General features: G+C 41.8%; 12 protein-coding genes. All 12 read left to right on the forward strand.

Going from position 1 to position 12,327, the window contains the following annotated elements; translation table 11 throughout:
- The first annotated feature begins 85 nt into the window (after window positions 1-85).
- The 12 genes from thrA (at window position 86) to B1F84_RS03575 (ending at window position 12,303) form a co-directional block, all read left to right on the forward strand.
- Entirely contained in the window at window positions 86-2,503 is a 2,418-nt protein-coding gene (gene thrA / locus B1F84_RS03520; protein WP_131690590.1) for a bifunctional aspartate kinase/homoserine dehydrogenase I, read from the forward strand.
- Between the two features lie 9 nt (window positions 2,504-2,512).
- Window positions 2,513-3,448, forward strand: a complete 936-nt coding sequence (thrB, locus tag B1F84_RS03525; protein ID WP_131690591.1) for a homoserine kinase — start codon at window positions 2,513-2,515, stop codon at window positions 3,446-3,448.
- 11 nt (window positions 3,449-3,459) lie between these two features.
- On the forward strand, window positions 3,460-4,743 hold the full coding sequence (gene thrC / locus B1F84_RS03530) for a threonine synthase (RefSeq protein ID WP_131690592.1): 1,284 nt from the start codon (window positions 3,460-3,462) through the stop codon (window positions 4,741-4,743).
- 268 nt (window positions 4,744-5,011) lie between these two features.
- The gene (gene glyA, locus B1F84_RS03535) at window positions 5,012-6,268 is read left to right on the forward strand and encodes a serine hydroxymethyltransferase (RefSeq protein ID WP_131690593.1); all 1,257 of its coding nucleotides are present in this window, start codon (window positions 5,012-5,014) and stop codon (window positions 6,266-6,268) included.
- A gap of 107 nt (window positions 6,269-6,375) precedes the next feature.
- Window positions 6,376-6,825, forward strand: coding sequence for a transcriptional regulator NrdR (gene nrdR, locus B1F84_RS03540; RefSeq protein WP_010390928.1), 450 nt, complete (start codon window positions 6,376-6,378; stop codon window positions 6,823-6,825).
- A 2-nt stretch (window positions 6,826-6,827) separates the two neighbouring features.
- On the forward strand, window positions 6,828-7,955 hold the full coding sequence (ribD, locus tag B1F84_RS03545; RefSeq protein ID WP_131690594.1) for a bifunctional diaminohydroxyphosphoribosylaminopyrimidine deaminase/5-amino-6-(5-phosphoribosylamino)uracil reductase RibD: 1,128 nt from the start codon (window positions 6,828-6,830) through the stop codon (window positions 7,953-7,955).
- 24 nt (window positions 7,956-7,979) lie between these two features.
- Window positions 7,980-8,633, forward strand: a complete 654-nt coding sequence (locus tag B1F84_RS03550; RefSeq protein ID WP_010390931.1) for a riboflavin synthase — start codon at window positions 7,980-7,982, stop codon at window positions 8,631-8,633.
- Between the two features lie 28 nt (window positions 8,634-8,661).
- On the forward strand, window positions 8,662-9,774 hold the full coding sequence (ribBA, locus tag B1F84_RS03555) for a bifunctional 3,4-dihydroxy-2-butanone-4-phosphate synthase/GTP cyclohydrolase II (RefSeq protein ID WP_013464232.1): 1,113 nt from the start codon (window positions 8,662-8,664) through the stop codon (window positions 9,772-9,774).
- Between the two features lie 93 nt (window positions 9,775-9,867).
- The gene (gene ribE / locus B1F84_RS03560; RefSeq protein ID WP_008110216.1) at window positions 9,868-10,332 is read left to right on the forward strand and encodes a 6,7-dimethyl-8-ribityllumazine synthase; all 465 of its coding nucleotides are present in this window, start codon (window positions 9,868-9,870) and stop codon (window positions 10,330-10,332) included.
- A gap of 15 nt (window positions 10,333-10,347) precedes the next feature.
- Entirely contained in the window at window positions 10,348-10,758 is a 411-nt protein-coding gene (nusB, locus tag B1F84_RS03565) for a transcription antitermination factor NusB (protein ID WP_010390936.1), read from the forward strand.
- Between the two features lie 88 nt (window positions 10,759-10,846).
- Window positions 10,847-11,821: a thiamine-phosphate kinase gene (gene thiL, locus B1F84_RS03570; protein ID WP_010390938.1), complete on the forward strand. Its 975-nt coding sequence runs from the start codon at window positions 10,847-10,849 to the stop codon at window positions 11,819-11,821.
- Window positions 11,818-12,303, forward strand: coding sequence for a phosphatidylglycerophosphatase A (locus B1F84_RS03575; RefSeq protein ID WP_008110211.1), 486 nt, complete (start codon window positions 11,818-11,820; stop codon window positions 12,301-12,303). The genes thiL and B1F84_RS03575 overlap by 4 nt, the downstream gene beginning before the upstream one ends.
- Window positions 12,304-12,327: the final 24 nt, after the last annotated feature.

A 12,327-nucleotide genomic window follows, 5' to 3' on the forward strand; every position in this document is an offset into this window, starting at 1 on the left:
ATAGGTCGGTGCAACAAATTTAAAGGCCTGTGTTCACTTAGAACACAGGCCTTTTTTCGTTTTATGGAATGAGGAAACATAAAAAATGCGCGTTTTAAAATTTGGCGGCTCATCGCTCGCTGACTTTGCCTGCTTAGAGCAAGTCGCTGTTCTAGCTAAGGCACAATTAAAAGATGAAATGTTACTGGTGCTTTCAGCGCCTGGCGGTATGACAGATTCGCTTGTTGCGTTGGCTAGTGCCGCAGAGCAGGGGCAGGATTTCAATCTGTTATGGGATGCACTTGTTACCCGCTGCAATGCCTTAAAAACGGCAGTAGAAGAAAAGCAAGGAGCAGTTAAAAATTGGCCTGACTTTGACGAATTGAAAAATAAGCTTGATGGGGTTGCACTAATTAAGTGTTGCCCAGATAAAATCAGGGCTTTTATTATTAGCTTTGGTGAGCGTGTTAGCGTATCGCTAATGCAAAGCCTATTAGCCGATCATAACGCGCATTATTTACAAGCAACAGACTGTATTGTTTCAACGGGTGGACACATAGACGCTGAAGCCGATTTAGTCGCCAGTAAAGCCCGTTTTCAAGCGGTACTAAAAGAGTCGCCTGCGACGGTTTATATTATGCCTGGATTTACTGCAAGTAATGATAAAGGTGAGCTCACAACGCTTGGTCGAAATGGCTCTGATTATTCAGCAGCAATTGCTGCAGCGTGTTTAGAGGCGCAAGTGTGCCAAATATGGACTGACGTTGATGGGGTATACAGTGCCGATCCGCGTTATATCAAAAAAGCCACTAAGGTTGATTTTCTATCTTACAAAGAGGCAATGGAGCTTTCTTACTTTGGCGCTAAAGTGTTGCACCCTAAAACTATCCTACCGTGTGCAAAAGCTGGAGTGCCATGCGAAATTAAAAACACTCATAACCCAGATGCACAAGGCTCACTAATTAGTAACGATACGGTATCTGATGAACCAGTAAAAGCACTCTCAAGCCTACAAAACTTAGCTATGCTGACCGTTTCGGGCCCTGGTATGAAGGGCAAGGTGGGCATGGCATCGAAAGTATTTAATGCATTAGCGCATGATAACGTGTCAATCGTACTGATCACTCAATCATCATGTGAATTTAGCATTAGCTTTTGTGTGCATGAAAGCGATTTAAATCTAGCGTTAAGTGCGTTGCAAGTAGCCTTTGACTTAGAGTCAAAAGCTGGGCTCATTGAGCCTGTAAATGTGCAACGTAATTTAGCAATAGTAACGCTAGTGGGCGATAACATGCGCGCTCACAAAGGCTTAGCGGCTAAGTTTTTTGCATCGCTAGCTCAAGCACAAGTAAACATTGTTGCCATAGCGCAAGACTCAACTGAAAGCGCAATTTCTGCTGTTATTGACGGTGAGTTATGTAATGACGCGGTTAAAATTTGTCATGAAAACTTTTTCACTCATGTTCCTTCAATTGATGTGTTTTTATTGGGCTGTGGCTTAGTAGGTCAAGAGCTAATTAACCAACTTGAGCGTCAACAAGCATGGCTTGAAAAGCGTAATATTAAATTAAATCTATATGGTGTGGCTAACTCTCGCCAATTACACCTTGATGGTGAAGGCATTGCGTTTGATGATTGGCAGCAAAAGTTAGCGCAATCAGAGCAAGCATTCGATTTAAAATTAGTTGAACAGTTTGTTAAGCAAAATCACCTGGTTAACCCTGTGCTAGTTGATTGTACTTCATCAGATGCCTTGGCTGCCCAATACGTCGACTTTTTAAATGCTGGGTTCCATGTTGTGGCTGCTAATAAAAAAGCCACGACAAGTTCATATACGTATTACCAAGATTTAATAGCAGCTACACATAAAAATAACCGTAAGTTTTTATACGAAACCAATGTAGGTGCGGGTTTACCTGTAATTGATAACTTACAATCACTCTTTGGTGCCGGCGATGAATTACTTGAGTTTAGTGGTATTTTATCTGGTTCGCTTTCGTACATGTTTGGTGCCCTTGAAGATGGTTTATCACTCTCTGAAGCAACGATTAAAGCGAAAGAAAGTGGCTTTACTGAACCCGACCCTCGTGATGACTTATCGGGAACAGACGTAGCACGTAAACTACTTATCATTGCCCGCGAGTCAGGCATGCAATTAGAGCTTAGCGACATAGAAGTGGAGTCGGTATTACCACAAGGCTTCGCCCAAGGTGACAACGTTGAGCAATTTATGGCAAAACTACCAAGCCTGGATGCTGGCTTTAACGACCGTATTCAAAGTGCAGCGAGTGAAGGTAAAGTACTTCGCTATGTAGGCACAATTAAAAATGGTCACTGTAAAGTAGGTATTGAAGCGGTCGATTCATCACATGCATTGAGTGTTATTCGTGATGGTGAAAATGCGCTGGCTATTTTAAGCCAATACTACCAACCACGTCCGTTTGTTATCCGTGGTTATGGTGCAGGCTCCGCAGTAACGGCTGCGGGTGTATTTGCTGATATTCTCAAAACACTATCACGCTAGGAGGCGGTTATGATTGAAGTTTATGCGCCAGCCTCCATTGGTAACTTTACGGTTGGTTTTGACTCCCTCGGTGCGGCATTAGCCCCAATTGATGGCAGCTTGCTGGGGGATGTGGTTACTATTTGTGAAGCGCCTAGTGATGAGTTTATTTGTAGTGGCGAATACGCCCATAAGCTCCCAAGCGATGCGAAGGAAAACTTAGCGTATCAATGTTTAGTGCATTTTCGTAAACATGTAGCGCCGAATATGCCAGCCGTAAAATTAGAATTGAAAAAAAATCTGCCTATAGGTTCTGGGTTGGGCTCAAGTGCTTGCTCTGTTGTGGCAGCATTTGTAGCGCTGGATAAGTTTGCTCAAACCAATTTAAGTCAAGTTGAGCTCATTGAGCTAATGGCCGATTTTGAGGGCTTGGTAAGCGGTGGACGTCATTATGACAATATCACTCCTTGTTACCTTGGTGGCTTACAATTAACGGGCGACTTAATTCCAAATAAATCAATAGCGTTACCTGTCGATGAAAACTGGTATTACGTTGCCGCATTTCCAGGCTTTTCGCTCAATACCGCAAAAGCGCGCTCTGTTTTACCAAAAGAGCTAAGTATGCATGCCGGGGTTGAGTTTGCTCAGCGTTTATCGGCGTTTAGTAGCTTACTGTTAACAGGGCGTTTTGATGATGCATTAAGCATTATGAAAGACGAAATAGCAGAGCCATACCGTGCGCCACTTATAAGCGGCTTTAGTGATGCCAAAGCAAGCTTACCAGCACTGGGTGCTGAAGTTGTGAGTATTTCAGGCGCAGGGCCGACCTTGTTTAGTGTATGTAAAACGCTTGAAGCGGCAGAGCAATGCGCGCAGTGGCTAGAGGAAAATTACATCAACGAACAAGGCTTTTGCCATATTTGTAAATTAGATAACGACGGCACGCGTCAATTAAATGTTTTATAGGATAAAGAGTCATGCAATTACATAATTTAAAAGAATATTCACAAAAAGTGTCGTTTGTTGAAGCTGTAAAAACAGGACTAGGGCGTAATCAAGGTGTGTTTTTTCCAGAGTCGTTAGCGCCATTAAGTGATGTTGATGCATTACTAGATATGGACTTTGTTACTCGCAGCGGCAAAATTTTATCGCACCTTATTGGTGACGAGCTACCAAGTGATACTGTTGCCCAGATGGTTAAGAATGCGTTTAACTTTCCGGTTAAGCTGGTGGAAGTTGAAGACAATACCTATTGCTTAGAGTTATTCCATGGCCCAACACTGGCATTTAAAGATTTTGGTGGCCGTTTTATGGCCGAGTGCTTAGCGCAATTTAATCAAGGCGAAAAAGTCACTATTTTAACTGCAACATCGGGTGACACCGGGGCTGCAGTCGCACATGCTTTTTATAAAAAACCAAATATTGATGTCGTTATTTTATACCCTAAAGGTAAAATTTCATTAGCGCAGCAAAAGTTATTTACAACGCTTGGTGACAACATTCACTGTTATGCGATTGAGGGTAGTTTTGATGATTGCCAAGAATTGGTTAAAAAATCATTTTTAGATGAAGAGCTAAAATCGAAGTTAGGTTTAAACTCTGCAAATTCAATCAACATTAGCCGTTTAGTTGCGCAGGTGTGTTATTACTTTGAAGCCATTGCACAGCTGCCAAAAGAAAAGCGTGCTACAGCGCATATTTCAGTACCGAGTGGTAACTTTGGTAATGTGTGTGCGGCTATGATTGGCGCGGTTATTGGTATGCCTGTAGGTAAACTAAGCGCGACTACGAACCAAAACGACACAGTACCGCGCTTTATGCTTGATAAAAATTGGACGCCTAATGCGACAATTGAATCGCTTTCAAATGCAATGGATGTGAGTAAACCTAATAACTGGCCACGTGTGCAATCAATGTTAGATAATAACTGGTTTAGTTATGATAACTTTTATTCGGTGAGTGTTGATGAGCAGCAAACACAAACAGTGATGAAAAAAATTCAACAGCTTGGCTATATTGCAGAGCCTCACACCGCAATTGCTTACCAAGGTCTTGTAGAAAATAAGGCAACAGATGCTGTGGGGATTTTTTTAGCGACTGCGCATCCGGCCAAATTTAAAGACAGCGTTGAGGATATCCTTAATGTTGAATTAGATATGCCAAAGCCGTTAGCTGATGCATTAGCAAAACCGTGTTTAGCCACTGATATGCACAACGATTATGATGTTTTGCGTACAGAATTGTTTAAAAAGCTTGCCTAAAAAAGGCAGATAATAAAAGCGGCTTAGGCCGCTTTTTTTGTCTGTTTATGCATCGCTTAAGACATAACGCATAAGCTATATAAATGTAGTAAATAAAATTCATTTAAAATTGTTATTAGTTTATAAAAAAATATCATCATCAAAATGCTGTGAAATAGTCTCAATCCCTGTTTAAATATCCTCAACTTAAGAGCGTAGGCAAAACGTCGTTTTAAGCGTACAATAAAGCCTCTAAAAAATACCCATACACGTTGCCCAGGAGACCCCAATGTTAGAACGTAGCATGAATATTTCGGACTTTGATCCAGAGTTATTTGACGCGATGAGCAAAGAAACATCACGTCAGGAAGAGCACATTGAGTTAATTGCATCTGAAAACTACTGTAGCCCACGCGTACTAGAAGCGCAGGGTTCTCAACTTACTAACAAATATGCTGAAGGCTACCCGGGCAAACGTTACTACGGTGGCTGTGAGCACGTTGATGTGGTTGAGCAGTTAGCGATTGACCGCGCAAATGAATTATTTGGTACAGATTACGCAAACGTGCAACCACATGCCGGTTCACAAGCGAATGCCGCTGTTTTCCAAGCACTATTAAGCCCACTTGATACCGTTTTAGGCATGAGCCTAGCGCACGGTGGTCACTTAACACATGGCTCACACGTAAACTTTTCAGGTAAAACATACAACGCAATTCAGTATGGCCTTAACGAAGAAACTGGCGAAATTGATTACGCACAAGTTGAAGCGTTAGCATTTGAGCACAAGCCAAAAATGATCATTGCGGGTTTTTCTGCATACTCAGGTATTGTTGATTGGGCTAAGTTCCGTGAAATTGCAGACAAAGTAGGTGCATACTTATTTGTTGATATGGCGCACGTTGCAGGTTTAATTGCTGCGGGTGTCTACCCAAGCCCTGTGCCATTTGCTCACGTTGTAACAACCACAACACATAAAACATTAGCCGGCCCTCGCGGTGGTTTAATCATTTCTGCGTGTGGCGATGAAGAAATTTACAAAAAGCTAAACAGCGCTGTTTTCCCAGGTGGCCAAGGTGGTCCTTTATGTCATGTTATTGCTGCTAAAGCGGTTGCATTTAAAGAAGCACTTCAACCTGAGTTTAAAACATACCAAGCACAAGTTGTTAAAAATGCACAAGCAATGGTTGCGGTATTACAAGAGCGCGGCTACAAAGTAGTATCGGGTAAAACTGACAACCACTTATTCTTACTTGATTTAATCGACAAAGATATCACAGGTAAAGATGCAGATGCTGCCCTAGGTAACGCGAATATCACGGTTAACAAAAACTCAGTACCGAACGATCCACGTTCACCATTTGTTACCTCTGGTCTGCGTATTGGTTCACCAGCAATCACTCGTCGTGGCTTTAAAGAAGCTGAATCAAAAGAGTTAGCGGGCTGGATCTGTGACGTACTAGACAACATCGAAGATGAGTCAGTACAAGCGCAAGTAAAAGAAAAAGTGAAAGCAATTTGTGCAAAATTACCTGTTTACGCTTAATCCAAGAGTAAAATAGTAATTTAGATCACAACTGCACACATTTTTGTTATGATAATGGCCGCTATTACAGCGGCCATTTTTTGTTTTTAAAACGGAAACACACAGTTATGCATTGCCCTTTTTGCACCGCCAAAGATACTAAAGTTATTGATTCTCGCCTTGTCGGCGGGGGACACCAAGTACGTAGACGCCGTGAATGTAATGAGTGCCACGAACGATTTACCACCTTTGAAGGGGCTGAATTAGTGATGCCGCGAGTTATTAAGCAAGATGGCAGTCGTGAACCGTTCAATGAAGATAAGTTACTAAATGGCTTAACCCGCGCTCTTGAAAAACGTCCCGTAAGTACCGAACAAGTTGATGAAGTCGTTAATATAATTAAATCTCAGCTACGAGCCACCGGCGAACGTGAAGTGTCTAGCCATTTAGTGGGTGAGTGCATTATGGAAGCGCTGAAAAAGTTAGATAAAGTAGCTTATGTAAGGTTTGCCTCAGTATATCGCTCGTTTGAAGATATACGTGAGTTTGGTGAAGAAATAGCCCGCTTAGGAGAGTAGTAATGACCATGCAAAGCTCGTTTTCAGAGGATGATAAACGTTATATGGCACGTGCCATTGAGCTGGCAAAAAAAGGGCGCTTTACCACCACTCCTAATCCTAATGTAGGCTGCGTACTAGTAAAGAATAATAAAGTAATAGGTGAAGGGTTTCATCAATTAGCAGGGCAAGGTCATGCTGAAGTTAATGCTTTGGCTGAGGCCGGTGAGAATGCTAAAGGTGCAACCGCTTATGTAACCCTAGAGCCTTGCAGTCACTATGGTCGCACACCGCCTTGCGCTGAAGGGCTAAAGGCCGCGGGTGTAAAAAAAGTGGTTGCTGCTATGGTTGACAGCAACCCGCAAGTTGCAGGCAAAGGCCTGAAAATTTTAGCAGATGCAGGAATTGAAGTCGCTCACGGATTACTTGAAGAGCAAGCTCGCGCATTAAACCTTGGTTTTTTTAAACGTATGGAGCAGGGGGTACCCTTTGTAACCTGCAAAATGGCCGCCAGTATTGATGGTAAAACGGCGCTTAAAAACGGCCAAAGTAAATGGATAACAGGGCCCGCTGCGCGCCAAGATGTACAACTATATCGTGCTCAGAGCTGTGCAATTTTAACCGGTGCCGATACAGTCATAATCGATGATGCAAAACTAAATGTACGCCCAGAAGAACTTCCGGTTTCTTTACCGACCAATTTACCACTGCGCCAACCTGTTCGCGTTATTATTGATTCCCAAAATAGACTCACGCCTGAACTTGCCTTATTTTCAATTCAAAGTGAGGTGATAATATTCACCACTCGGGTTGATAAATCGCATCAGTGGCCTCATTTTGTTAAACAGATCGAAGTCCCCGAAAAGAACAATAAAGTAGACTTACAAGCAGCGCTGCAAAAGCTAGCGCAATTACAGTTTAATAATGTGTGGTTAGAAGCGGGTGCCACATTGGCCGGAAAAATGGCTGAACTTGATTTAATTGATGAGTTTGTTTTTTACATTGCCCCTAAGTTAATGGGTAGCGATGCAAAAAGTTTACTGAATTTCCCTGAGTTAATGAGTATGCAAAATACCATTAATTTAACTTTTAATGAGTGTGTGCCAATTGGTGATGATTTACGTATCACAGCACACAAAAAAGCTCATTAATCATTTTATATAAAGAGTAGCACTATGTTTACTGGAATAGTTGAAGCGACAGGTAAAATTGCGTTATTACAAAAAAAACAAGGTGATTTAGCTATTCGTATCCAAAGTAAAAACCTTGATATGAGTGATGTTAAGTTAGGTGACAGTATTGCAACCAACGGTGTATGCCTCACTGTTGTTGATAAGCATATAGATGGCTTTAGTGCTGACTTATCAAATGAAACGATTAGCTTAACGGGGTTTGCACATTACGCATTAGGGCAAACAGTTAACTTAGAAAAGGCGATGCAACCTGTATCGCGCCTCGGAGGGCATTTAGTGTCTGGTCATGTTGATGGTATTGCCACAATCACAGCAATAAATACCAATGCGCGAGCAACTGAATATTGGTTAGCCACCGACGAAAATTTAATGAAATACATTCCTTATAAAGGGTCGGTGTGTATTGATGGTATTAGCCTAACGGTCAATGCGGTTGAAGGTAATAAATTTAAACTAACGATTGTGCCACACACCAGCGGGCAAACGACCATAGCCGATTTTCAAGTCGGTACCAAAGTGAATCTAGAGGTCGACCAAATAGCACGTTATTTAGAGCGCCTTGTAAAGGGAGCTGAGCATCCTACTGGTTCAGATATTTCGATGAGCTTACTCGCTAAAGCGGGCTTTATAAAATAACGATATTGACAACTTATACGAGCAACTTATGAATTTAAACAGCGCACAAGAAATAATAGATGACATTAAAGCCGGTAAAATGGTTATTTTAATGGACGATGAAGACAGAGAAAATGAAGGTGATTTAATTATTGCTGCTGAGCACATAAGTGCAGAAGCAATTAACTTTATGGCGACTCATGGCCGTGGGTTAATTTGTTTAACCATGACCCAAGAGCGTTGCTCGCAACTTGATTTACCGCTGATGGTTAAAAATAACGGTGCTGCATTCTCGACCAACTTTACTATGTCTATTGAAGCATCAAAAGGGGTTACGACGGGGATTTCTGCAGCGGATCGTGCTCGCACTGTTCAAGCTGCCATTGCTAAAGGCGCTGTGCCAAGTGATATTGTACAGCCTGGGCATATTTTCCCTATTATGGCGCAACCTGGCGGCGTATTAACGCGCGCAGGGCACACTGAAGCTGGCTGTGATTTAGCGCGTTTAGCGGGACTTGAGCCGTCATCAGTGATTGTAGAAATTCTGAATGAAGATGGCACCATGGCGCGCCGCCCTGATTTAGAAGTATTTGCTAAGCAACATGATATTAAAATTGGCACCATTGCTGATTTAATCGAATACCGTAACTTAAATGAAACCACTATTGAGCAAGTTGCAAAATGTAAATTGCCAACTGAGCATGGCGAATTTGACTTAGTAACTTACAAAGACACCATTGACGGGCAGCTGCACTATGCATTGCTTAAAGGTGAAATAAAACAACAAGAACCAACGTTAGTGCGAGTGCACTTACAAAGTACCTTTAACGATATTTTACTCTCTGATCGTAATGCTGATCGTAGTTGGGGATTATCGCAAGCAATGGCGTATATAGCTGAGCATAATGGCGCCTTAGTTATTTTAGGTAAGCAAGAAAGCACTGAAGAGTTAGAAGCCACAGTAAAAGCGTTTGCCGCAGCTGATGCGGGTGAAAATGTGACGCCACGTAAATTTCAAGGTACTTCGCGCACCGTAGGTGTAGGCTCGCAAATTTTGGCTGATTTAGGTATTCAAAAAATGCGCTTGATGAGTTTACCTAAAAAATACCATGCATTATCAGGGTTCCATTTAGAAGTGGTTGACTACGTAGAACCACAATAATTACACGCTAGGTTATTATTTTATTTATGTGGTATAATGCGCATCAATTTTTGCGCAACCGAAATCGCTTAAACTTATTTTTAGGGTTATCAAATGAAAATTATTGAAGGTAATAAATACGCTCCAGGCAAAAAGTTTGCCATTGTCATTTCTCGTTTTAATGACTTTATTGGTAGTAGCTTGCTTGCAGGTGCTGTTGATGAGCTAAAACGTACTGGTGGGGTATCAGAAGATGATATTACCGTAATTTACGTACCAGGTGCGGTTGAATTACCTTTAGCAGCGAAACGCGTTGCAGCAAAAAAAGAATATGATGCAATTATCGCCTTAGGTGTAGTGATCAGAGGGGGCACGCCTCACTTTGATCTCGTCGCTGGCGAGTCAAATAAAGGGCTTGCACAAGTATCACTTGAGTATGATATCCCAGTTGCATTTGGCGTATTAACCACTGAAAGCATTGAGCAAGCAATTGAGCGCGCAGGTACCAAAATGGGTAACAAAGGCGGCGAAGCTGCTTTAGGTGCGCTTGAAATGGTTAATGTGTTAGATAAAATTTAAGTTTAAGGAATTTTTGTGAAACCAGCAGCAAGACGTAAAGCACGTATCTTAGCACTTCAGGCCGTGTATTCATGGCAATTAAGCGGCAATGCAATTGCCGATATCGAACAACAAATGTTGATCGAAAACGATGTGACTAAAATTGATGTTGAATATTTTAAAGATTTAGCGCGTGGAGTTGCAGTAAACCACAAGCAACTAGACGAAGCTGTATCGCCTCATTTAACTCGTCCATTTGATGAATTAGACGAAGTTGAACGTGCAATCTTACGTTTAAGCAGCTACGAGCTTAAATTTCGTGAAGACGTTCCTTACAAAGTGGCTATCAATGAAAGTATTGAATTAGCTAAAATGTTTGGCGCTGAAGATAGCCATAAATTTGTAAACGGTGTACTTGATAAAGCTGTAAAACAGTTACGCAAGTAATAACAACTTTAGCTGATTTTTATTATCAGATGAGTTGTTATAAATAACCGTTAAAAAGGAGAGCCGGCATAGGCCGGCTTTTTTGTGTATGAAGGAATTTGAATTAATTAATCGTTACTTTAAAGGTCGTGGCATTACTCGTCGCGATGTTAATTTAGGGATTGGAGATGACTGTGCGCTTGTCACAGTTCCAGCGAACTGTCAGCTTGCTGTAACCACAGATACCTTAGTTGCTGGGGTGCATTTTTTTCATGATATCTCCCCTCGCGCATTAGGGCATCGAGCTCTTGCTGTTAATTTAAGTGATTTAGCTGCCATGGGCGCAGAGCCTACTTGGGTGTCGGTTGCACTTACCTTACCTAGTATCGATCCACAATGGATTGCTGAGCTGACTGATGGCATGCATGAAATTGCTGAGTACTTTAACGTTCAGATCATTGGTGGTGATACCACTCAAGGTCCACTTAGTATTACTATTTGTGCAAAAGGTACAGTTCCTGAAGGCACAGCATTACGTAGAAGTGGTGCAAAAGTGGGTGATTGGATTTTTGTAACCGGTCCGCTTGGTGATGCTGGGTTGGCGATTGAATCGAAAAAACAAGGCTTATCGATTGCACCTGAACACTTAAAAGATATTAATAAACGTTTAAATTTCCCCACGCCACGTGTAGCTGCTGGGCAAGCGTTACGAGGCTTGGCATCGTCGGCCATTGATATTTCCGATGGGTTACTAGCCGACTTAGGGCATGTGCTAAATTTATCACAAGTTAGTGCCACCATTAATATTGAAAATGTCCCCACCTCAGATGCCATGCAAGCGAGTCTTGATTTTGAGCAGCGACTTCCTTTTGTTCTTAACTATGGCGATGATTACGAGTTACTGTATACCGTTGCTGATAGTAACAAGAGTATGCTAGATATTAAGCTGCGCCAATACGGTGTAGAGGCAAGCTGTATCGGGCAAATAAAAAGTGGTGACGGCAATATAGAGTTATTACACCAAGGTGAGAAGTTTGCTTTTGAACATAAAGGTTTTGAGCACTTTTCCAAGGAGCAGGTTTGAATAAAAACCGATTATTTAATTTAAAACGCCCACATCAATTTTTTGGTTTGGGTTTTGGTACTGGGCTTGCACCAAAAGCACCTGGTACATTTGGCACATTGGCAGCATTACCGTTTATTTTTATTACCATGCATTTTCCGCTATGGTTACAAATTGTATTTGCAGTAGTCATAAGTATCTTTGGTATTTGGGCATGTGGAAAAACAGCCGATGACCTTCAAGTACATGATCATCCCGCAATTGTTTGGGACGAAGTTGCTGGTTACTATATTACTATGATAGGCGCAGCACTTAACTGGCAAACATTATTAGTGGGCTTTTTACTGTTTCGCTTTTTTGATATAGCAAAGCCTGGGCCGATTCGTATACTCGATAAACGTGCCCATGGTGGGTTTGGTATTATGGCCGATGATGTGCTTGCAGGTATTTTTTCGCTTATTTGTTTGCAAGCATTGATAAAAGTAGGTTTACTACCCTTTTAATTTATTATTTGTTTAACTAGGTGG

The organism is Pseudoalteromonas sp. DL-6 (genome assembly GCF_004328665.1).
Taxonomy (GTDB): domain Bacteria; phylum Pseudomonadota; class Gammaproteobacteria; order Enterobacterales; family Alteromonadaceae; genus Pseudoalteromonas.